The sequence below is a fragment of the Chryseobacterium barbadense genome, from assembly GCF_042849955.1.
GTDB lineage: Bacteria > Bacteroidota > Bacteroidia > Flavobacteriales > Weeksellaceae > Chryseobacterium.
Genome location: NZ_BAAFHL010000020.1, coordinates 1 through 23,445, shown reverse-complemented (window position 1 = coordinate 23,445; position 23,445 = coordinate 1). Strand labels below are relative to the sequence as shown.

Annotated in this window: 20 protein-coding genes and 2 tRNA genes; 16 read left to right on the top strand and 6 right to left on the bottom strand. The window is 36.9% G+C overall.

From position 1 onward, the window contains the following. Positions 1 to 24 precede the first annotated feature (24 nt). From rseP to ACGHIN_RS09605, 4 genes are all read left to right on the top strand, one after another. Positions 25 to 1,506, top strand: a complete 1,482-nt coding sequence (gene rseP / locus ACGHIN_RS09620) for an RIP metalloprotease RseP (RefSeq protein ID WP_390452885.1) — start codon at positions 25 to 27, stop codon at positions 1,504 to 1,506. Between the two features lie 82 nt (positions 1,507 to 1,588). After that, positions 1,589 to 1,662, top strand: a tRNA-Asn gene (locus tag ACGHIN_RS09615). 137 nt (positions 1,663 to 1,799) lie between these two features. Beyond that, positions 1,800 to 1,873 (top strand) — tRNA-Asn (locus ACGHIN_RS09610). 219 nt (positions 1,874 to 2,092) lie between these two features. Further along, the gene (locus ACGHIN_RS09605; protein WP_390452883.1) at positions 2,093 to 4,621 is read left to right on the top strand and encodes a DUF5686 family protein; all 2,529 of its coding nucleotides are present in this window, start codon (positions 2,093 to 2,095) and stop codon (positions 4,619 to 4,621) included. Between the two features lie 217 nt (positions 4,622 to 4,838). Here the strand turns inward: ACGHIN_RS09605 and ACGHIN_RS17340 are convergent, their stop codons facing one another. From ACGHIN_RS17340 to rplU, 3 genes are all read right to left on the bottom strand, one after another. After that, on the bottom strand, positions 4,839 to 5,000 hold the full coding sequence (locus ACGHIN_RS17340; RefSeq protein ID WP_166668354.1) for a bacteriocin-like protein: 162 nt from the start codon (positions 4,998 to 5,000) through the stop codon (positions 4,839 to 4,841). Positions 5,001 to 5,158: 158 nt separating this feature from the next. Continuing rightward, positions 5,159 to 5,416: a 50S ribosomal protein L27 gene (gene rpmA, locus ACGHIN_RS09600; RefSeq protein WP_390452882.1), complete on the bottom strand. Its 258-nt coding sequence runs from the start codon at positions 5,414 to 5,416 to the stop codon at positions 5,159 to 5,161. Positions 5,417 to 5,432: 16 nt separating this feature from the next. Further along, positions 5,433 to 6,020 carry a 50S ribosomal protein L21 gene (gene rplU / locus ACGHIN_RS09595; protein ID WP_121462701.1) on the bottom strand — a complete coding sequence of 196 codons (588 nt, stop codon included), beginning with the start codon at positions 6,018 to 6,020 and terminating at the stop codon, positions 5,433 to 5,435. A 182-nt stretch (positions 6,021 to 6,202) separates the two neighbouring features. Between rplU and ACGHIN_RS09590 the strand changes: the two genes are divergently transcribed. Beyond that, positions 6,203 to 7,087, top strand: coding sequence for a neutral zinc metallopeptidase (locus tag ACGHIN_RS09590; protein ID WP_390452881.1), 885 nt, complete (start codon positions 6,203 to 6,205; stop codon positions 7,085 to 7,087). Between the two features lie 108 nt (positions 7,088 to 7,195). Next, positions 7,196 to 8,284: an acyltransferase family protein gene (locus tag ACGHIN_RS09585; RefSeq protein ID WP_390452879.1), complete on the top strand. Its 1,089-nt coding sequence runs from the start codon at positions 7,196 to 7,198 to the stop codon at positions 8,282 to 8,284. A 10-nt stretch (positions 8,285 to 8,294) separates the two neighbouring features. Here ACGHIN_RS09585 and ACGHIN_RS09580 read toward each other — a convergent pair whose 3' ends face one another. After that, on the bottom strand, positions 8,295 to 8,543 hold the full coding sequence (locus ACGHIN_RS09580) for a hypothetical protein (RefSeq protein WP_390452877.1): 249 nt from the start codon (positions 8,541 to 8,543) through the stop codon (positions 8,295 to 8,297). Positions 8,544 to 8,696: 153 nt separating this feature from the next. Between ACGHIN_RS09580 and ACGHIN_RS09575 the strand changes: the two genes are divergently transcribed. The 6 genes from ACGHIN_RS09575 to ACGHIN_RS09550 all read left to right on the top strand — a co-directional run bounded on the left by ACGHIN_RS09575 (position 8,697) and on the right by ACGHIN_RS09550 (position 15,864). Beyond that, positions 8,697 to 9,275: a MiaE family protein gene (locus ACGHIN_RS09575; RefSeq protein ID WP_390452875.1), complete on the top strand. Its 579-nt coding sequence runs from the start codon at positions 8,697 to 8,699 to the stop codon at positions 9,273 to 9,275. Between the two features lie 6 nt (positions 9,276 to 9,281). After that, a complete protein-coding gene (locus ACGHIN_RS09570) occupies positions 9,282 to 9,899 on the top strand; it encodes a DUF502 domain-containing protein (RefSeq protein ID WP_390452873.1) in 618 nt (205 codons plus the stop codon). A gap of 147 nt (positions 9,900 to 10,046) precedes the next feature. Continuing rightward, entirely contained in the window at positions 10,047 to 10,976 is a 930-nt protein-coding gene (locus ACGHIN_RS09565) for a DsbA family protein (protein WP_390452871.1), read from the top strand. Between the two features lie 18 nt (positions 10,977 to 10,994). Further along, entirely contained in the window at positions 10,995 to 12,083 is a 1,089-nt protein-coding gene (locus tag ACGHIN_RS09560; protein WP_390452870.1) for an FAD-dependent oxidoreductase, read from the top strand. 1 nt (position 12,084) lies between these two features. Further along, entirely contained in the window at positions 12,085 to 13,242 is a 1,158-nt protein-coding gene (locus tag ACGHIN_RS09555; RefSeq protein WP_390452868.1) for a pyridoxal phosphate-dependent aminotransferase, read from the top strand. A gap of 177 nt (positions 13,243 to 13,419) precedes the next feature. Beyond that, complete coding sequence (locus ACGHIN_RS09550) at positions 13,420 to 15,864, top strand: TonB-dependent receptor plug domain-containing protein (protein ID WP_390452867.1); 2,445 nt, start codon at positions 13,420 to 13,422, stop codon at positions 15,862 to 15,864. A gap of 45 nt (positions 15,865 to 15,909) precedes the next feature. On the opposite strand, the gene ACGHIN_RS09545 is transcribed toward ACGHIN_RS09550, so the two are convergent. After that, positions 15,910 to 17,127, bottom strand: a complete 1,218-nt coding sequence (locus tag ACGHIN_RS09545; protein ID WP_390452865.1) for a PQQ-dependent sugar dehydrogenase — start codon at positions 17,125 to 17,127, stop codon at positions 15,910 to 15,912. 109 nt (positions 17,128 to 17,236) lie between these two features. Between ACGHIN_RS09545 and ACGHIN_RS09540 the strand changes: the two genes are divergently transcribed. Then, positions 17,237 to 17,608: a BlaI/MecI/CopY family transcriptional regulator gene (locus tag ACGHIN_RS09540; RefSeq protein ID WP_390452864.1), complete on the top strand. Its 372-nt coding sequence runs from the start codon at positions 17,237 to 17,239 to the stop codon at positions 17,606 to 17,608. Between the two features lie 83 nt (positions 17,609 to 17,691). Then, the gene (locus ACGHIN_RS09535) at positions 17,692 to 19,011 is read left to right on the top strand and encodes a M56 family metallopeptidase (RefSeq protein ID WP_390452863.1); all 1,320 of its coding nucleotides are present in this window, start codon (positions 17,692 to 17,694) and stop codon (positions 19,009 to 19,011) included. Positions 19,012 to 19,116: 105 nt separating this feature from the next. Here ACGHIN_RS09535 and ACGHIN_RS09530 read toward each other — a convergent pair whose 3' ends face one another. Then, positions 19,117 to 19,506, bottom strand: coding sequence for a hypothetical protein (locus tag ACGHIN_RS09530; RefSeq protein ID WP_390452862.1), 390 nt, complete (start codon positions 19,504 to 19,506; stop codon positions 19,117 to 19,119). Between the two features lie 11 nt (positions 19,507 to 19,517). Here ACGHIN_RS09530 and ACGHIN_RS09525 point away from each other — a divergent pair, with 11 nt between their 5' ends. After that, a complete protein-coding gene (locus ACGHIN_RS09525; protein ID WP_390452860.1) occupies positions 19,518 to 21,005 on the top strand; it encodes a S41 family peptidase in 1,488 nt (495 codons plus the stop codon). 162 nt (positions 21,006 to 21,167) lie between these two features. Further along, positions 21,168 to 23,159, top strand: a complete 1,992-nt coding sequence (gene uvrB / locus ACGHIN_RS09520) for an excinuclease ABC subunit UvrB (protein WP_390452858.1) — start codon at positions 21,168 to 21,170, stop codon at positions 23,157 to 23,159. The last annotated feature ends 286 nt before the right edge of the window (positions 23,160 to 23,445 follow it).

Here is a 23,445-nt window from a genome sequence, read left to right as displayed (position 1 = left end):
GCAAATTAAAATCTAAATGTATTAATGGAATTAGCAATCAAGATCTTTCAATTTATATTAAGTATCTCAATCTTAGTAATTCTTCACGAGCTCGGGCATTTTTTACCCGCTAAATGGTTTAAAACCAGAGCAGAAAAATTCTTCCTGTTTTTTGATCCGTGGTTTTCTTTATTTTCCATGAAAAAAATCAATGGAAAATGGAAATACAAATTTTTCTCAAAAAACCTTCCGGATACAGAAATCATTGAAGTAAACGGTGAAAAGAAAGAAGTTGCTATTGATATATCCAAGTTACCTGATAACGACTGGAGAAAATATCCTGAACAAACCAAATACGGTATCGGCTGGCTTCCCTTAGGAGGTTACGTAAAAATTGCCGGAATGGTGGATGAAAGCATGGATACCGAGCAATTGAAAAAGCCCGCTCAATCGTGGGAGTTCAGATCTAAGCCGGCTTGGCAGAGGCTGATCATTATGCTTGGCGGAGTTACTGTTAACTTCTTTTTAGCATGGCTTATCTATGGATGTCTTTCTTATTTCAATGGTGAAACTTCATTTGATACGACAAAAGTAGATGCTCCAATGCATTATACGCATATCGCTAAAGCGATGGGGTTCCAGGATGGAGATAAAATCCTGAAAGTAGACGGCAAAGTACAGAATAGCCTGGATAAATTATCACTAGATATCCTTTTAAGTGACCAGGTTACCGTGTTGAGAAACGGACAGGAAGTTACGTTCAATACGAATGATGATGGTAAAGCATTAGCCTTCAAGGATGAAAACCCGAAAGCATTCCTTACTCCCAGATATGCCCCGGTCATTGATTCTATTTTCAACCCGACAACCATTGCTGCCGGTTTAAAAGTAGGCGACCAGGTAGTTTCTGTGAATGGTCAGAAAATCAGTTATTATGATGAATTCAGGAGCATTGTGGAGAAAAGCGGCGGAAAAAACCTTGATGTAGAAGTTTCAAGAAATGGAAATATATTACCTTTAACCATTCCTGTGTCCAAAGAAGGAGCTATTGGTATTGCTTCCTATAAGCAATTAGAAAAATATGCAAAAACACAGCACTTTACAGTAGGACAGTCTATTGGAAGAGGCCTTACAAGAAGTATTGAAAGCTTAACATATCAGGTTAAGCAATTCAAACTGATTTTCAACAGAAAAGTTCAGGGATATAAAAAAGTAGGTGGACCCATTGCGATTGTAAAAAATATGCCTGTAGATAAAGCCAAAGATGGTAGTATTTCTATCAACTGGACTGCTTTCTGGAGTTTTACCGCGATGTTCTCTGTGTGGTTAGCTTTCTTAAACCTGATTCCTATTCCAGGGTTGGATGGGGGACATGTATTATTTACCCTGTGGGAGATCATTACAGGAAAACCGGTTCCGCAGAAGGTTTTGGAAAACGCTCAGATGATCGGGGTTATCTTCCTGTTAGGCTTGATGTTACTGATTTTCGGAAATGATATTGTAAAATCCATCACAGGGAATCTATAATTTTTTTTCAAAATTTTGCCTGAAAAAATTTGTCCGGTATAAATATTCGTCCTATATTTGCACCACTTAAAACAAAGGACATTCCTCCTTAGCTCAGTTGGTTAGAGCATCTGACTGTTAATCAGAGGGTCGCTGGTTCGAGCCCAGCAGGAGGAGCAAAAAAAGACTTACAGAAATGTAGGTCTTTTTATTTCAAATATCTTTTCACATCTTTTTTTGATGAAATTGGTGAATTTTATTTGCTTGATATAGATTTTCCTTCTATATTTGCACCACTTAAAAACAAAGGACATTCCTCCTTAGCTCAGTTGGTTAGAGCATCTGACTGTTAATCAGAGGGTCGCTGGTTCGAGCCCAGCAGGAGGAGCAAAAGACTTACAGAAATGTAGGTCTTTTTTTATTAAATATTCAACCTGTTTTATTTCATGATTTCATATTAAATATTTGATTCATAATATAATAAGATACATCGCGTTAATTCATTACATTTGCAGTTTTATACCCAAATTATAAAGTCATTAAATTTTTATTAATATTTTTAAATAAGTGCACGCTTTTTGTTTATGCTAAATGCTCGAAGAAACGAATGATGTTAAATAATAATTCTAAATACTACTATTTATTTTTTTTAATAGTTTTCACAGGTTTTATCCGTGCTCAAAATACAGCATCCGGTAAAATTGTTGACGACAGGACCAATAAAGAGATCAGCGGGGTTGATATTTTTATCAATGACAGCAATAAGCCGTATGCAACGACTACCTCCGGCAACTTTAGGGTGCAGTCCGATAGCGTTATCTATAAATTGAAATTTGTAAGAAAAAACTACACGTTGGAAAGTGTAGATATCAGTCCTGAAAATTCCGACAATCTGGTTATACAACTTTCTCAGGCAAAAGTGAGCAGCATTGATGAAGTAGTGATCCATAACGAAAGACCTAAATTCAAGAATAAAAAGGAAAATCCGGCTTACGCCATCATGCAGGAGGTCTGGAAAAGAAAAAGAAACAACGGTTTAGATAAATTTGATACTTACACATATAAGGAATACGAAAAAATACAGTTTGACGCCAATAATCTGGATAGTGCCTTTATGAAGAAAAAGATCTTTAATAAATTAGATTTTATCTTTGATTATGCCGATTCCACTGCAAGGGGCAAAATGGCTCTTCCTATTTTCCTGAATGAAGCCGTTTATGAAAATTATGGTGAAAATAAGCCCGGAAAAAAGGCCAAAAAGCTTTTAGTTGCCCAGAAAACTTCCGGATTCCAAGATAACCAGGTGGTTACATTAACCGCCAAGAATCTGTACCGTGACATTAATATTTACAACAATACTTTAAATTATTTTGACATTGGATTTCCCAGCCCTGTAGGGACAGACGGTTTTAGTACCTATGACTATAATCTGATCGACACGGTATCTGTTCGCGGGGAAAATGCCTATAAAATCAGATACCAGCCTAAAAGAACAGAAGTCCTTGCTTTTCAGGGATATTTATATATAGATACGGATAATTATGCCGTTTTGGGGGCTACATTGAAATCCACCCAAAAAATTAATGTCAACTTCATTAACAGTATTTCCACAGAGCTTGAATATGATAATCCAGACGAAAATACATTTCTCCCGAAAAAGTTTGTCACCGAGATTGAAATGACCCCTTTTTCTAAAAAGAAAACCTCAAAGAGTATCGTTGCCAAACGTACGGTAGATTATTCTGAATATGAGTTTAATAAACCGCTTGACGCTAATGTGTTCATTAGAAAAGAGGAGGAATATGATGATAAGTTTGCAGATAAAGATGATGCATATTGGTTGAAGGCGAGACCGGATTCTTTGTCTAAAAGTGAGCAAGGAATTTATGATATGCTGGACAAGCTTCAGCAAACTCCAAAATTCAACAGAATTGTAAAACTATATGAGACCCTTGGTTCAGGATATTATAATATTACCAAAGGAATTGATCTGGGACCTATATTTTCCGTATACGGAGTAAACGAGGTAGAAGGAGACAGAATACGATTGGGAGCAAGAACCTATTTTACGCGAAATGATCCGTGGAGGGTTCAGTTTTACACTGCTTACGGTTTCAAGGATCAGCAGTTTAAATACGGAGCAGAAGCAAGATATATGTTTAACAGAGTAAACCGGTTCATGATTGGCGCAGGAACAAGGAGAGACGTGATGCAGCTGGGAGTTCAGCTTACCAACGATGATGGAATTATGGCTCGTTCATTTGCTTCGTCAACAGTGTTTGCAAGAGGAGAAAATGCATCATTAAGCTCTGTGAACCAAACCAGTGTTTTTGCCGCTATTGAACCCTGGAAAAATTTCCAGATCAGAGTAGACGGAACAATGCAAAGCATCAAGTCTGCTAATCCAGCCGGATTTAATCTGATGTATTATAAAAATGGAGATTTAAGAAAAACAACAAATGACTCCCACGTTACGATCAGCCTGATTGCAAGACCGGGAGCCAAGTTCTCACAAACCGGTATCGACAGGTATGAGCACGGTACTTTAGCCCCTACCATTGTTTTAAAATACACAAGGGGAATCGAAGGACTATTCAATGCTGACTTCAACTACAATAAATTACAGTTCATGTTCTACAAGCCTGTATTGATAGGTAGCTGGGGTAAGACTTTAATTAATTTTGAAGCGGGTAAAAACTTCAATACAGTTCCTTTGGCTTTACAGAACGTAATCCCCGGGAACCAGTCATACAGCTTAGCGGCTAATACTTTTGCCCAGCTGAACTATTATGAATTTGTAGCTGACACCTACACTACATTACATTTGGAGCATCATTTCAACGGTAAAATTCTTTCTTTCATCCCTTTAGTTAAGAAATTGAAGTTGAGAGAAGTGGCTTTTATCAGAGGAGCCTATGGAACATTAAGCGATGCTTCAAAGGCAATAAACGTGGAAGGTTTTAAATATTCCGCCCCAAGTGAGCATATTTATTATGAATATGGTTTCGGGATTGAGAATATAGGTTTTGGAAACTTAAGAATTTTCAGGGTAGATTTTAACTGGCGTGGAAATTATCTCGACAGACCAGACATTTCCAAATTTGGAATCAAAGCCGGTTTCCAGTTTGGATTTTAAAAAAAATAAAAGAGCGCTTTTAAGGAGCGCTCTTTTTTATTTACCATTTAAAATAGTAGGTAGATTTAAAAATATTTGTCCGGTTTCTATATCATCTAAACGGGTAATAATTCAAAATAGTATTCTATACATAAAACAATCAAGCCCCAACATATGCTGAGGCTCAATCTAAAACAAATTTCTACTGTTTGTTTATCAATGAATAGTTAAGTTATGATTAGCAGTTACATGGAGTATCAATAACTGCGTTTAAGCAATGTTGTTTTTGCCATTCGGTCCAGGTACACCAGTCGGCGCACCAACTTGCTAGTGGAGGGCAAGAACCAGCTCCACCGATTGACTTCAATTCTTTCTTGTTAAGTTTTTTTAGATTTTTCATAATATTTTGTTTTAATTTGGCCTACTCTATATGCTTTTCGGCGCCCGCAACTGATTTGATATTAAACAAATATAAAAAATATTTCACATTATATTGATTTTTTAAATAAAAAAAAGCCTCAACAAGTGTTGAAGCTTTTTTATTTTATGAAACGCTGATTATGCGTTTGGTTCTACAGATACGAAAGATCTGTTATTTGCTTTTTTAGTGAAAACTACTTTACCGTCTACTAAAGCAAACAAAGTGTGGTCTTTACCGATCCCAACGTTTAAACCTGGGTGGTGCTGAGTACCTCTTTGTCTAACGATAATATTTCCAGCAATAGCTTCTTGACCTCCGAAAATCTTCACCCCTAATCTTTTAGAGTGAGATTCTCTACCGTTTTTGGAACTACCAACTCCTTTCTTGTGTGCCATTGTATTAGTGGATTATTTATTTATTAAGTGCTTTAAAAGTATCGATGTTCTTTACGATAGCAGCATCTACTTCTTCGTGAGTAAGAACAGTCTTTTCTAATTCAACTTTAACTGCTTTACCTAAAGTAATTAAAGTTTCTCTATTTTCTTTAGACTGAGACAATCCGTGTTTCTTCAAGTGGTAGTTCAATTCATGATCTTCACCGAAGTTAACTGTTGCGCTGTCTGAAAGAACTTCTGTTTTAGCTTCTGCTTTTGCTGTTTCTTTTTTAGCCGCTTTCTTTGGAGCTCCTTCAAAACCTGTAATACCAGTAATTTGAATTTGAGTTAAAGATTGTCTGTGACCATTTTTCACTTTGTAACCTTTTCTTCTTTTCTTTTTGAAAACGATTACTTTATCAGCTTTTACGTGATCTAAGATTTCAGCATTAACAGTAATACCGTTTACAGCCGGGGCGCCTACAGTGATTGTACCGTTTACAGTAAGAAGAACTTTATCAAAAGAAACTGAATCTCCTTTTTCTCCTTTTAAACGGTTTACAAACAACTTCTGGTCTTGCTCAACTTTGTATTGAAGCCCTGCTATTTCTACAATTGCAAACATTGTTTATAAATTTTTAGTTATTTCGAGGTGCAAATATAATAATAATTTTCTAATTAATTAACAATCAACTCCATGTTTTTTCTTAAAACAAAAATTCACTATGTTTTGAATAATTTTTTACTCTAAAGTGCTCATACATAGAAGATAATTTTATAACTTCGTTTTCACCAAACCAATATTATATGAAAAACAACTTTAAATTCTGCTTATTAGCAGGAGCAATGGCTGCGTTCACCCTTACAGCCTGTAACGACGACCAAATGGAAGACACCGTCTTACCAGAATCCCAAACGGAAGCAGCCAAAATTGAGCAACCGGGAGATCTCGAAAAGATTTGTGCTTATGTAGACCAGTACTGGACCTCATCTTCTGTATTGAAGACATCATTAAAAACTACTACGGATACCAATTTCATGACCGGGCAAATGACAAAAATTGCCAGTCTTTGGGGAAGAAGTAATCCCACGCTACGTTTTGTAGATGACCCCAACAACCCCAGTTCTACTTATAATGCAATCTCTTATTCCACCGGAAAAATCTACTATGGCTACGCTATCTATTATGATGCAAAATCCAAAGGCGGAGATATCGTGAACGCCATGATCCTTGCTCATGAATATGGCCATCAGTTACAATACATCTTTAATTTGCCTTCTGTAAATGAGTCTACAGCAAGACCCAATGAACTTGAGGCTGACGGGTTTGCAGGGTATTACCTGAGACGACCTGCAGGATACAACAAAACTAACTTTTCAGAGATTGCCGCAGCTTACGAATTTGCTCAAAGCATAGGAGATTATTACACAACAGATCCGGGACATCATGGAACTCCGGCACAAAGAAGATCTGCCGTTCGTTTAGGTTTCCTTTTAGGACAATACAGCCTTTCCGCTTCCGATTTTGATTATAATTTCTTCTATTACTACCAAGGAGTACTGGATGGCACTTATAAAATGGGGAAAAACACAAGAAATCCTGAAATTGATGCGTATATGAGTCAATATATGGATGAGCTGAGAAAAATTCAGTCCGGCGAAATTTCTGCAGAAGAGTTTAAAAATCTGTAAACATTCATTATTAACATATTTTCAAAAAAGAGGGAAGCATTGGCTTGCCTCTTTTTTATTTCTATTTTTTCATAAACTTTATTTACTTTTGATCATATTAACCTAACAATGAACAGAGATCTCTACATAGATTTTGCTAAAGGATTAGCAACGTTATCCATTATTTTCATTCATACGGCTTTCTGGTCGGGACAATTTTATATTCCGGCGGAAGTAAGGGTTTTCTCTTTGGTTTTCGATGTTGCTTTATTCTATGCATTAAGCGGAATTACATCAGGATCTAATATTGAAAAAACGTTTTACCGCTTATTAAAATTACAGGTCACTTATATGATCTTTGTAACATTCCTGTTTTTTGTGGATTATTTTTTCAAAGTATTTGGATTAAGCTTTTTCTCTTTGGAATGGCTTCAGAATTTCTATTCAACATTTGGTTCCAAGTATGCTACCACAAGCATTTCTACAAATCCGCAGTGGCAAAACCTGGGCAATTGGTATCTTCATCAATATACCAATGCAGATACTTTTCCGGTGGTGATGGGAAGTTTCTGGTATTTAAAAGTCTATTTTATCCTGACGGTTTTTGGAGTTTTAATATTAAGATTTTTTCCAAAGCATATCAACTGGTTTATTGTAGCCTGCATTCTCTTAACATTAATTTTTAACATTTTTCCCTGGTATTATCCGACAGGACAGGTTGGCTATGTCGCTTTTTATTTAAGTATATTTTTAATTGCTCATAAGATGCGGGGTAAAAAAATCCCGGCCAAAGCAACTCCAATCCTTTATGCAATCATTGCAGCAGCATTGATTTGGATGTTCTGGTATTACGGAAATGATATTTTTTATAAGATCAACAGGAATAAATTCCCGCCGAAGATTCCTTATATTATATGGTCATTATTTTCTCTGGTTACTTTATTTGTCTTATATAACAGATTAAAGATTTCGAAAGAAAACTTCATCACCCATATTGGGAAAAATGCCATCTTCTTTTATTTTGCACAAGGAATCAGCTCCTCCCTGGTTTACTTTATTGTTGTTCCGCTTCAGGAGAAGATGCCGTGGTGGATATTAATGATCATTATCTATATTATCAATATCGTTCTGGCTTTCCTCATTGCCGAAGGATTGAAGAAAGTAGATCAGTCAGGATGGAAAATATTAGAATTCTTACGAAAAAAGACTGCTTCTTAGAGCAGTCTTTTTAATCTTCTTTATTTCTCGCTCTTGTTAAAAAAGCAACGATGATGATAAGAATAGCAGCCCCTGCAATGAGATAAACAGGATCGGCATACCATTCCGTAGTTGTGGTACTTTTTGTAGATGTTGAATTTTCAGTGGTTTGTGCTTCTCCGACTTTGTCTTGGGCAAAAGCCATTGCGGAAAAGAATACTGTCAATAAATAAACCATTAGTTTATTACCCTTATTTTTTAAAAGTGCAATTGTTTCCATTGTTTAATTTTTTAACTTATCATGGTAATATCAAAAAAAATACCAGCTTTTTACCAGATTCTAATAATTTTTTAAAAAGTATTGCCAATCACAAATCACAATAATGCTTCTTACTTACGACAATTTATTTTAAATTTACAGAAAATTTGTAGCATGTTTAAGTTGAAACTTCCTACTGATCCAAGGTGGGCAAATATTGCGGAAGGAAACATTGAAGAAATTTTGACGGATCATGCCTGGTGTGAACAGAAAGCGGCCACTAATGCGATTGGCCTCATTACCATGCTTCCTGAATACCCGGAAATCGTTACTGAACTTCTTGCCATTGCACAGGAAGAGCTGGACCACTTCAACCAAGTGCATGAAATTATAAAAAAGAGAGGCTATACTTTCGGGAGAGCGAGAAAGGATGATTATGTGAATGAGCTTGCACGATTTATCGTTCAGGGGAGCAGAGAAAACCTGATTGTTGATAAAATGCTTTTTGCAGCGATGATTGAAGCCAGAAGCTGTGAGAGATTTAAGGTTCTTACGGAGAATATCAAAGATGAAGAACTGAAAACGTTCTATCGCGAACTGATGATCTCTGAGGCTAATCATTATACTACTTTTATCGGATTTGCAAGACAGCTGGGAGACCCTGAAAAGGTAAATAAACGCTGGGAAGAATGGCTTGAATATGAAGCCCAAATCATCAGTTCATACGGAAATAAACAAACAATACACGGATAAACCACTGTGAAAAAACTGACCTTTGAAAATATCGCCAATTTTTTCCTGAAAAATTTCTTTCAGGGCCTGGTTATTATTGGCCCAATTGGTCTTACGGTTTTTGTCATCTGGTACGTCGTTACTTCTATTGATAATATTATTCCTTCTGTTGCTAAAGAAATTCCCGGACTCGTTTTTGTTTCCCTTATCTTAATGACCGCTATTCTAGGATATTTAGGGAATAAGTTTGTGGTAGGACGTTTCTTTTTTGACACAATGGACAGTCTCCTGGAAAGAACTCCGGGAGTAAAACATATTTACACACCCACCAAAGATGTAATGTCATCATTTGTGGGTGATAAAAAGAAATTCAATGATCCCGTCTGGGTAAAAACCAATGAAAACCCCGAAATTTGGAGGATAGGATTTTTAACTCAAAAAGAAATGGCCGATGTTGAGAAACATAATTATGTAGCTGTGTATCTGCCTCATTCTTATGCAATTTCCGGATGGGTAATTATTACTGAAGAAAAAAATATCAAACCTGTGGTTGGGATGACAGCTGCTTCTGCCATGAAATTTGCTGTAAGCGGTGGTGTGGCAGGCTTCCACTCAGATGATAATATTTTCAAGGCTCCTGAATAAGCAGTTGTGTTCTTAATGTCGTTCTGACTCTCAGTGCTTTAGTATTTTCAAATATTATGTTAACCAAAATCATATACTTTGGATATTACCCTAATTACATTTTTATCTCTATTAATTAATCTAATCAATCCCAATAATTCTAATAAAATGAACAAGAATCCTCTTTTAAATTGCGATTATGAAAAAGGTGTGTGTGAAGTTCTTGAAACTCCTGCCCAAGAATCGTCTTCTGAACAATTAAAAGATTTAACTGCTGATAAAATCCACATTATATATTATACAGACCCTATCTGCTCCTCTTGCTGGGGGATAGAGCCTCAACTAAGAAAACTGAAACTTGAATATGGTGATTACGTAGATATCGATTACCGGATGGGTGGATTACTGCCTTCATGGGATATTTACAATTCCGGGGGAATCAGTAAGCCAAGTGATGTAGCAGTGCATTGGGAAGAAGTGAGCCCTTATTATAAAATGCCTATAGATGGAGGCGTATGGCTGGAAGATCCTTTGAACTCATCTTACCCCCCTTCTATTGCTTTTAAGGCTGCACAGATGCAGGATAAAAACAAAGCAATTACATTCCTGAGAATCATCCGCGAAATGGTTTTCCTGGATAAACTGAATATTACCAAGGTAGAGCACCTTGAAAAAGCGGCTTCTTTAGCCAAACTCAATGTAGAGCAATGGAAACAGGATTATGAATCTACCGCCCAACTGGAGTTTAAAAAAGATCTTGACTTAGGAAGACAGTTAGGAGTACGAGGATTTCCTACCCTGATCTTCGTAAAAGATGAAGAGATGCTGGATGTGCTTTATGGATCCAAGCCTTATGCTGACTTTGAGCACAGAGTAAAAAAAATTAATCCTGAGGCCAAGAAAAACACTTACTCTACAGAATGGAAAAAGCTGTTTGCCATTTACCCGACTCTTACGACACAGGAATTTGCAGTTCTTTCCAATATTTCTTTTGAAAAGGCGCTGGAAGTTTTAGAAAATCTTACCTCCGAACATAAAATCGCTCGCAAGAAAATAAAGAACGGAGATCTTTGGATCTTAAATGAGCATAATAACTAAGAACCATTTATACTAAGAATGAATACAGTAGCAATCATCGGTGCAGGAGTTTCAGGACTCAGCATGGCGAATTATCTGGAAAAGAATAATATTGATTATCACCTTTACGAAAGAAGAAAAAAAGATGACCTGAAAGGGCATGGCTTTATTCTTCCTAAAGAAGGCATTGAATACCTTTCTAATATCATCGATATCAACGAACTTTATGAAAGAGGCAGTTTTCTGAAAAAATATATTCATTACAATCACACCGGGGAAATTATCTCAGAGAAAGACCTTGAAGATGTTTTTGTAGTTTCAAGAAGCTCTTTGATTGAGATTTTAAGTAAAAACATTCCTGCAGAGAAGATCACTTATGAGAAAACGCTTAATCTCCAGGGGTTTTCACATGAAGGTAAAGCGGAAATACATTTTGACGACCGTTCTGTTTTAGATGCCGATGTAATTGTAGCTTCAGATGGTTCGCGAAGCAGAATCAGAAGAAATATTTTCGAAGATGAGATCATGAAGGCTGTTTTGGAAAATGAAGTCGTTAATATTATTGAAAACGAAGAACTTGCAGGCCAGATTGAAAGTAACTTTTTAAAATTTCATCATGAAGACGGGGGATTAACATTCGGTGTTTTAAAGCTTTCTTCCACTAAAATATTATGGTATTGCCAGTTCGACATTACCCGCTTCTTCATCAACGAAGATTATACGCCGGATTGTATCAGACAATTCATGCTGGATCATTTCGGGAAGTGGAACCCTTTAGTTTCCTCCATTATAGAAGGCTCAAGCTACGAAAACGCACATATCTGGAGGGTCTATGAGCTTGAAAAACTCAATCCCTTCCATCATAACAATGTTGTTTTTATTGGTGATTCTGCTCATCCTCTGATTCCTTTTACCAGCCAGGGTGTCACTTCTGCTTTAAAAGATTCTTATACCTTAACGAACCTTTTGCTGGATGAAAAAAACATACAGGATGCCTTTATTAAATATGAGAATGAAAGAAAGCCTGAAATTGAAACACATATCAAAAATGGAAGAACTTTATTAGATCAATTCTTGCTGCCTTTGAATCAGCAACCCAAAAATACTTTACCAATCTCTTATAAATAAAATGTTTACAAATACTGATATTAATTTCGAGGCCCTTAAAAGAAAAGCATATAACGGAAGGTGGGCTACCCTGGAAGACGGAATTATTCCCCTTACAGCCGCAGACCCGGATTTCAGAATGTCTGAAGAAATAGAAAAGGGAATCATAGAATACATTAAAGACGGTTATTTAAGCTATGGCCCTTTCTCAGGTATTCCGGAGTTTAAAAAAAGTGTTGCGGAACATTTTAATACTGAAAAGAAAGGAACTTTCACTCCGGACAATGTGCTTGCCGTAAATAGTGCCGCACAGGGAATGTTTTTAATTGCCAAATATGTTTTGGAGCCAGGAGATGAGGCCATTATCTTCGATCCTGTTGATTTCCTTTTCAAAAAAACGGTTGATGCTGTTGGCGGAAACATTAAGCTTTGCGCCGTAGACTCTAAAACAGGAGATATTGATTTTGAAATGCTGGTTTCTTTAATTTCTCCAAAAACGAAACTAATCAGCATCTGCAATCCCCATAACCCCGTAGGAAGAGTCTATTCTAAAGAAATTCTGAAGAAAATTTCCGAGATTGCCGCCGCCCATGACCTGTGGGTAATGAGTGATGAAATATGGAGCGACATTGTTTATGACCATATTGAATTCAATACTTATTCTTCTGTCTCCGAAGAAGCTAAGAGAAAAAGCTTTACCGTATTCGGATTTTCCAAATCCTTTGGAATTGCAGGATTGAGAATAGGAGCTGTTCTTTGTAACGATCAGGAGCTGTTGGATGATTTTACTGAAAAATCAAACTTCAATTCAACCATAGAGGGGGTTTCCACATTATCTCAGATTGCTGCAAGTGTAGCTATCGACAGGGCAAAACCATGGTTCAGAGATTTTCTCACTCATTTGCAACATAACCGTGATCTTGCATACAGCATGCTCAGTAATTCCGGGATTTTAGCACCTAACCATCCTGAAGCCACATTTGTTATTTTTCCGAAAATACAAAACGGATTATCCAGTGATGCTTTTGCACAACATGTGCTGAAAGAAGGAAGAGTAGCCATTGTTCCGGGCTCAGAAAGATGGTTTGGAAAAGGTGCTGAAGGACACGTGAGAATATGCTTTTCAACCTCTCAGGAGATTTTAAAAGAAGGTCTGCATAGAATCATTAATAGTTTTTAGATCTTTATGTTAAAAAAATTCTAAGCAAAAGTATTACAAATTGAAATTTTTCTGATTTATATACATTGCATACAAATTTCACACTTTTCCTCAAAGAAGTGTGATTTTTTTTGCCAATTTGCCATCAAAATTTAATACATTTGATATAATTAACAATCTGAAAAACTGAAAAAGAGTATGAGAAACAGATGTATTGCCGCCTTTTTTTTGGGTACAGCCTCGATGTTGTATTCGCAGGAAGTAAAAGATACGATTTCAAAAGAATCTCAATTGGAAGAAGTATCTATTACCGGTAGCCGAAATAAAAAGAGAACGGTCGTCAATACACCGGTCCCTATTGATATAATTGACATCAAGCAGGTAAGCCAGTCAACCGGACAGGTTGAAGTGAATCAGCTTCTTCAATTTTCAGCCCCTTCGTTTAATTCCAATAAACAATCCGGTTCAGATGGGGCGGATGCAGTGGATCCGGCGACCTTAAGAGGATTGGGTCCTGACCAGACGCTGTTATTATTGAATGGTAAAAGATATCATCAATCTTCTCTCATCAATCTTTTCGGAACCAAAGGAAGAGGAAATACAGGCTCAGATATGAATACCATTCCCATTGGGGCGATCAAAAGAGTGGAAGTGCTTCGTGACGGTGCTTCTGCGCAATACGGTTCCGATGCCATTGCAGGGGTTATTAATGTAGTTCTGAATGATCGTGACCATGGTTTTGAAGGGAATATGTTTTATGGAATGAACCTTTTTAAAAGTCCCGGCGACCATGATGTGGTCTCAGATAAAAAAGTAGATGGAATTACTTTTGACTTCAGTGGTAACTACGGAACAAAAATAGGTTCTAAAGGAGGCTTTGCTAATTTCACAGCAGAATTCGTCAATAAAGATTTTGCGATCAGAAATGCCAATCCGGAAAAGTATGAAGCTCCGAGACAACGTTTTGGTGATGCCAAATCCCAGAATTTTTATTTCTTTGGAAATATTGAGGTTCCTTTAACCGATAATTTAAAATTCTATTCGCGTCCCGGCTTTTCTCAAAGAAATACTGATGCTTATGCCTGGACAAGAAGTGCGGATGCAGACGGAAACGTTCCTGAAGTATATCCTAACGGATTTAATCCTGTACAGAATACCAGCATTACCGATTTCACATTTGATAACGGACTGAAATTCAAAGTAGCCGACTGGGATGTTGATTTTTACAACGCTTTCGGAAGCAACCGTTTTACATATCAGATTGAAAATACCATTAATGCTACCTTAGGAGTCAATTCACCAAGAAGTTTTGATGCCGGCGGTCATTCTTTGCTACAAAATACAACTGGTTTTAATGCCACGAAGGCATTCGAGGTACTGAAAGGATTGAATATTGCCTTTGGTTCTGAATTTAGATATGAGAAATTCAATATCATTAAGGGAGAAGAAGCTTCTTATGCCATGTATGACATAAATGGAAATATCGTAACACCTGATACGGATCCCGGATTATTGGTCACAAACCCACTTTCGGATCCGCCAGGAAGCATCAGACCAGGCGGCTCACAGGGTTTTCCCGGCTATTCACAAGAAGTTAATAAAAGTAGAAACAATTTTGCGGCATATATCGATACGGAGCTTGATATCACCAAACAATGGATGATCAGTCTTGCCGGAAGATTTGAAAATTATAATGATTTTGGGAGCACTATCAATGGTAAATTTGCAACACGATATGCCTTTACGCCTCAATTTGCTTTCAGGGGCTCTGTTTCTACCGGGTTTAGGGCGCCTTCTCTTGCACAGAAATATTACAGCCTTCAATTCACCAATTTCCAGGGTAATGAATTAGTAACCATCCAATTGGCATCTAATGACAGTAATCTTGCAAAAGACACGGGGATTCCGGAATTAAAGCAGGAAACTTCCCTGAATGGAAGTGCCGGTTTTACATTTAACACCGGGAAATTTACGGCAACTATTGACGGATATTATATTAAGGTAAAGGACAGAATTGTACTTACTGGAAACTTTTCAAGAGAGGACTTGCCGCAAAATGTTCAGGATGCCTATCCGTATATTGATCAGGCACAGTTTTTCTCCAATGCTATTGACACACGCACTAAAGGAGTTGATGTTATCATAAGCTATAGTGATAATCTGGGAAGCGGGAAGCTAACAACTACTTTAGCCGGAAATTATAATGAAATGGAGATCACGGATGTGCATACTTCTGAAAGATTAGCGGGAAAAGAAGAAATTTATTTAAGTCCGAGAGAGCGTGCTTTTATCCTGGCTTCCGCTCCAAAAACAAAAATCAATTTAAATGTAAACTATAAAATCAGCAAGTTCAATGCGAATTTACAATTGGTGAGATTTGATAAAGTAACCCTTATCGGATACGGCGGAGCAGATGATTATCAAATCTATAACCCAAAAGTGACTACCGACATTTCTTTCGGATATGAATTTTCGAAAAATCTTAATCTGACGATCGGAAGCAAGAACTTATTCAACAGATATCCTACATTACAAACCAACCATGTCTCTGATGGAAATACCGAATCCGGAGGAATCTTTGACCCTGTGCAAATGGGGTTTTCCGGGAGACAGGCTTTTGCCAGACTCAATTTCAAATTTTAATATTATTTTTAAAAAAGCTCCCGGAAATTCCGGGAGCTTTTTATTTTATTTTTTGGAAATTTTATATAGCTTTCCGCTGTCTGTCACCGCATACAGGTTACCGTCCATCCCATCCAGCACATCTCTGAATCTTTCTTTCTGATCTGCAAGGAGGCGTTCCTCACCTACCACTTTATTGTCTTTCATGACAATTCTTGCAATATGCTCTCCACTTAAGCATCCGATGATCAGGTTACCTTTCCATTCTTCCATATTTCCGGTATAAAAAGTAACTCCACTCGGAGAAATTACCGGATCCCAATAATAGACCGGCTGTTCCGTTCCTTCTTTTTGCGTAATTCCCTTTCCTACTTTCTCTCCCGAATATTCGATTCCATAAGTAACATCCCCCCAACCATAGTTTTTACCCGGTTGAATAAGGTTGATCTCGTCTCCTCCACGTGGTCCCATTTCCACATCCCAGAGGTTTCCATTAGAATCAATGGCCATTCCCTGTGGATTTCTTACTCCATAAGCATAGATTTCAGGTTTGTAACCTGCTTTACCTATAAAAGGATTTCCGGGAGCCGGTTTTCCGTCTTTGGTTATTTTAAGGATCTTTCCTAAATAATTATCTGTTTTCTGAGCGTATACCCGGGTGACTTTATCTGACCTTTCTCCGGTACTTACAAACAAATGCCCGTCTTTATCAAATGACAGCCTGCTTCCATAATGCTTATCCCCGTCATAAGAGGGTTCTGCCCTGAAAATAACTTTCACATCCGTTATATTCTTTACATCTGCTGAGAGTTTGCCTTTTGCGACAGATGTTAAGTTACCTTCTCCAAAAGGTTCGGAAAAGCTGAAATAAATAATATTATTGGTTTTAAAATCCGGGTCAAGAGCTACATCCAGCATTCCGCCCTGGCCTTTAGAATCAACTTTGGGAAATCCGGAAATTTTTGAAACTTGTTTTCCATCAGTGGAAACCACATTCATATGTCCTCTTTTATCGGTAATTAAAAATCTTCCATCCGGTAAATTAATAATTCCCCACGGTTTTCCCAAATCCGTACTCAATACTTCTACATTATAAGGAATGCTTGTTTTTACTGCCTTAATTCTGGTTTGTCCTTCAAAAGCGGGCTTATAATCAGAATTAGGTTCTTGGGTCTCCACACTTCCATTTTTACTGACTTGCTGTGCATTTGCATTATTCTTCTGACATGATGTCAAGATCAGAAAAACACTTAGAACCGGTACATAAAAATTGCTGAATCTCATAGTTTTGTGATTAGGTAGTTAATTAAATGAATGGAAAAATAATGCCACAAAAATTTGGTAATTTAAATTTTTATTCTACATTTGTAGAAGGCATTATATTTTTGTAGAGATGAAAGAAATAAAGTTAACAGATTCCGAAAAAATTCTAATGGAAATTCTTTGGGAAAAAGAGAAGATTTTCATGAAAGACATTTTGGAATCTTATCCGGAGCCAAAACCTGCAGTTACAACTGTGGCTACTATGCTGAAAAGAATGCAGAATAAAAATTTAGTGGGTTATACGCTATATGGAAATTCCCGTGAATACTATCCTAAAATAGCAAAAGGGGAATATTTCAAGGAAGAAATGACTTCTATGATTGACCGCTTTTTCAACAGTTCGGTGACTCAATTTGCATCGTTTTTTACATCTAATGCTAAACTGACACAACAGCAGCTGAAAGAGCTACGTGAAATAATTGATCAACAGATAAAAGAATAACAATGGGCTTTATAATTCTAAAAATAATGTTGTGTTCATCTCTACTTCTCAGCATTTATTTTGTCCTTTTAAGAAAAGAAAAAATGCATGTATTTAACAGGTTTTATTTGCTGTTTTCATTGGTCTTTTCTTACACAGCACCCTTCATTTCCATAACAGCAGAGTTACCGGAAATGACAGCTAATCCACTTTTGGTTCTCGAAACAAAATCTCAGGAAATTATGGTGTTTCCAATAAGACGGGAAACATTTGACTGGATGGATCTTGTATGGATTGTTTACGGAATAGTGACGCTTATTCTTCTCATAAAGACTATTATTTCATTTTTAACAATAATAAATTTAAAAGGAAAAAAACTTAATTATCAAGGCATCAACATTTTTTTAACAAAAGAAAACCTCTCCCCATTTAGTTTTTGGAACACCATTTATCTTGGAGAAAACTACTGGTTAAATAACCGGATAGATCCAAGAATCCTACTGCATGAGAAAGGACACCTCGACCAAAAACACAGTTTAGATATTTTGTTGGTTGAATTTCTAAAAATTTTCTCATGGTTCAATCCCGCTATTTATATTTATAAAAAAGCCATGATAGCGAATCATGAATTTTTAGCTGATGCCGCAGTTCTGAAAGAAAATTTTAACGTAAAAGAATACCAAAACCTTATTCTGCAAGAAATTATTTCATCTCAAAAATATAATCTTACCCATTCATTCCATTTTAATAACATTAAAAAAAGATTTATCATGATGACAAGCAAAAAGTCAAAATTCACCGTATATAAAAAATTGGTAAGCATACCTGTATTTGTAATCGCATTCAGCATATTCGTACAAAAAACCTATGCTCATACTGTAAGCCCTCAACCTGATAAAAACAGTAATATTCAGGATTCTTACAAACATCAGAACATCTCCCCATCCAATAAATATAAGGAGTTCAAAAGCGTACAAAAGGATGAGCCATCCAAAATGATGACAAAATTTGAAGACTTTGGTAAGGATACTTCTTCGCAAATGAAAAATACAAATGAAGAAGAACCTTATCAATCTCAATCCAGCTTTGATACAACGCCCTCACCGACGGAGTTTCAAGATGATACGGCTCCTGAATATCCTGGAGGGAATCAGCAGCTTAGGACTAAAATGGCAACATTCTTTGATGCATCCAAAATAAGCATTGTCTCCAAGGAGAAATATAAATCTGAGATCAATTTCACCGTTGATGAGACAGGTAAAGTGATGGACGTTCAGGCAGAAGGACCTAATGAGGCATTTAATGCTGAAGCAAAATCTTCCTTTTTAAAAGCCAATGAAGGAATTATATGGAAACCTGCAACCAAAGAAGGCAAGGCCGTACGCAACCGAATGAAAATACCATTAGTCATGAGTTTTGATTAAATTTCAGGAATATTCCATAAGAGCCCTGAGCGGGCTCTTTTTTAGGCCTAACCAGAACCCTTTATCCGCAGCGACATTCATTGAACGTTTGCTTTTGTAAAATTTCTATTTTCGTTTAAAATTCACTTTTTGAAAATAATTTCCAGAATTTGTTTTAAATAGTATTCCATTAGGATGATCTGAAGCCTTAGGAATAAAATTGTGCAATACCCTGGATTCAGCCTTTACATCTATGTGATAATGAAGTCCTTTTTGGTGTTCCGGATCAATTTTTCGTTCTATTTTATTGATCACAACCGCTATCGGCTGGTATTTTTCGTTTGATAATACAAATGAAACATCGTAGCCCTTTTCATCTTTATTTTGGTAAATAGAATACTCTGCATTATTAATTTCAGGAAAATCTTTTGGCATATTCTTATGTTGACAAGAACTAAATACTACACTCCCAAAAAAAGATAAAACAATAATATTGTATATGTCCCTGACTTTCATAATTTTGAATTATGAAACAAATATATGAAACTATGAAATTTTTACGCAAAATATCCCTTATGGTTTTGAGTGTTTTTTTAATATTTTCATGCCATAAAGATGATGATGACGTTACGACGACAGACATCAATGATTTTGTATGGAAAGGACTCAATTCCTGGTACTATTGGAAACCCAATGTTCCCTCGTTGGCCGATCATGCCTTTTCTTCACCTTCTGAGTATAAGGAATTCCTGAGCAATAAGTCTCCTGATAATCTTTTTTACAGCTTACTGTACGATTATCCTAATAAAGACCGCTATTCCTGGATTGTAGATGATGTAGACGCCCTGTTACAAAGCTTTAACGGAATTTCAAAAAGCTCTGGGATTGATTTTACATTGTATTATAAAGACAATGGTAACTACAATGTGGCAGGGATCATTAATTATGTTGTTCCTAATTCTCCAGCTTCACAGGCAGGATTGTCCAGAGGAGAAGTCATTGTCGCTGTAAACGGCGCAGATTTGAATATTAATAATTATCGTCAATTGCTTAATGACCAATTTTCATTATCCATTGCACAAAATGTTTCCGTGTCCGGAAACGGAGTGACTACATCAGGAATATCCAAAACAGTCTCTATAACAACCGCCGTTATTGAAGAAAATCCGGTGGCATTTTATAAAACCTTCTCTCACAATAGTAAAACTGTAGGCTATCTGGTATATAATGGCTTTAAATCTAATTACAATGATGAATTAAACGCCGCTTTTGCACAGATGAAGCAGGATCAGGTTACCGACCTGATATTGGATTTAAGATATAATGGAGGAGGGTCTGTGGAAACCGCCATTGCTTTAGGACAGATGATTACCGGGCAATTTACCGGAAGCCCCTATGTAAGGACGGACTTCAATGATAAGCATAATCAGTTTGACAAAACGGAAAGCTTCTCCAATAAGGTTAAATTATATTCATCCGTTAACGGAAGTACACAGCAAACAGGAGAACAAACCGTCAATAGTCTTAATTTAAACAACGTATATATTCTTACATCCGGCGGAACGGCTTCTGCCAGTGAGCTAACTATCGACTCATTATCCCCTTACATCAATGTGGTTACGATAGGAGCAGAGACATACGGGAAATTCGTTGGATCTATCACCTTATTTGATTCTCCCGGTCAGGACTTTACATCCTACAGTGCAAGGAATAAAGGACACAACTGGGCCATGCAGCCTATAACGTTTGCCTATTTCAATTCAAATAATGATCCTCATCCTACGAAAGGCTTTATTCCCGATCATCCTATTAATAATTATGATAATTTCGGGAATATCAAAGAGTTTGGAAATCCAACTGATCCTGCTCTTTCTAAAGCACTTTATCTTATTACGGGGCATGTATTTAAAACATCCTTTCCTCAGACCAACTTTAGCCGTAGTCAAAGCTTTATCGCTAATAATAAGACACTGAAAAGGTTCGAAACAGAGCTCTACATTCAAAATCTTAAATAAAAGAAGGTTCCAGGTGTGAAAAATTCACTCTACATCTGAATTATAAGATTTTAGAATTATTTTAATTATTAACAAGAAAAATTGCAATTTCAATAAGATTTTAAGAATATTTTATGGCAAGAGTTCTCTTCAGGACTCTTTTTTATTTTGTAAATTTGAGATATGAATTTTAAACTTCAATCAGAATATCAGCCTACGGGAGATCAGCCGCAAGCCATTAAAAAGCTTACAGAAGGTATAGAGATTGGTGAAAAATACCAGACTTTACTGGGTGTTACCGGGTCTGGGAAAACATTTACCGTCGCCAACGTTATTCAAAATGTTCAAAAACCGACTTTAGTCCTGGCGCACAATAAAACTTTGGCGGCGCAGCTTTTCATGGAGTTCAAAGAATTCTTTCCTGAGAATGCCGTTGAGTATTTTGTGAGTTATTACGATTATTATCAGCCTGAAGCTTATATCGCGACTACCGGAACCTATATTGAAAAAGACCTGAGCATTAATGAAGAGGTTGAAAAATTGCGTCTTTCAGCAACAGCCAGCTTGCTTTCAGGCAGAAGGGACGTATTGATTGTAGCTTCAGTTTCATGTATTTACGGGATCGGAAATCCTACAGAATTCCATAAGTCATTAATTTCTGTGGGAATTGGTGAGAAAATTACAAGAACAGCCCTTCTCCATTCTTTAGTTAATGCTTTATATTCCAGAACTTTAAATGAGTTTCAACGAGGTACGTTCAGGGTAAAAGGAGACGTGATTGATGTATTTCCGGCTTATGCCGATAATGCTATCCGAATACAGTTTTTTGGAGATGAGATAGAAAAAATTCAAAGCTTTGATCCCGTTAGCGGAAATGTGACGTCCAATTTCGAACAGATTCAGATCTATCCAGCGAATCTCTTCGTAACATCAAAAGAAACTTTAAATGGAGCTATCCGGAATATCCAGGATGATCTGGTAAAGCAGGTTGACTTTTTTACTTCCATTGAAAAACCTTTGGAAGCCAAGAGGCTCCAGGAAAGGACAGAGCTTGATCTTGAAATGATCAAAGAGCTCGGCTACTGTTCCGGAATTGAAAATTACTCAAGATATTTAGACGGAAGATTACCGGGTTCCAGACCTTTCTGTTTAATTGACTATTTCCCGAAAGACTTTTTAATGGTCATTGATGAAAGCCATGTAACCGTCCCACAGGTTCATGCCATGTACGGGGGAGACCGAAGCCGAAAAGAGGCACTTGTGGAATATGGTTTCAGGCTTCCGGCTGCCATGGATAACAGGCCATTGAAGTTTGATGAATTTGAAAGCATGCAAAACCAGGTTATCTATGTGTCTGCAACCCCTGCAGATTATGAATTGGAAAAAACAGGCGGTGCTTATATTGAACAGATCATCAGACCGACGGGTCTTTTAGATCCGGTTATTGAAATAAGGCCGACTTTGAATCAGATTGATGACCTGATGGAGGAAATCCAGAAAAGAGCAGATGTTGATGAAAGGGTTCTGGTTACGACCTTAACCAAGAAGATGGCAGAAGAACTGACAAAATATTTTACGAAATTCGGGATCAGGACGAGATATATTCATTCTGATGTTGAAACTTTAGAACGTATTCAGATTATGCAGGATCTGCGTCTGGGGCTTTTTGATGTATTAATCGGAGTTAACCTATTGAGGGAAGGACTTGATTTACCTGAAGTTTCATTAGTGGCTATTCTGGATGCAGATAAGGAAGGAATGCTGAGAAGCAGAAGATCGATGATTCAAACGGTGGGACGTGCTGCTAGAAATATCAATGGAAAAGCCATTATGTATGCTGATAAGATCACCAAATCCATGCAGGCAACATTGGATGAAACAGAATATCGTAGAGCCAAACAAATGAAGTACAACGAAGACAACGGTTTAGTACCTCAGGCGTTGAACAAAAAGATTTCCGAAAGCCTTGTAGGCAGAAGCAAAGACTTCCCGGACGAAAAATATACCCAAAAAGAAATTCTTCAGAAGGTTGCCGAAGCCAAAGCAAGCTATTCCGGTGAAGATATTGAAAAAATGATTGAACAGAAGCAAAAGGAGATGGAAGCTGCAGCGAAAAACCTCGACTTTATCAAAGCTGCAAAACTGAGGGATGAAATTGCGGCATTAAAAGAATAATGACATAAAAATAGTTTCGGGGGGGGGGTTGGTTGGGGCGGCCCCATTTTAATATTTTAATTTTTTTTTTTTTTGTTTTATTTAGTGTCCCCCCCCCCCACCGCGACAACGCGTACCAAAAAACCATAAACATATATTAAAAAAATAAAAAAAAAAAAAGTGTGGGGGCGCAAAGTGCGACGCCCCCGAAACTATTAAAATTTATACGTTTTATTTTTAGGCTTCTCATTGCTGACCGCTCCCCGAATGGTAATCAGGAGATCCATCAAGCCATTCAGCTTTATTT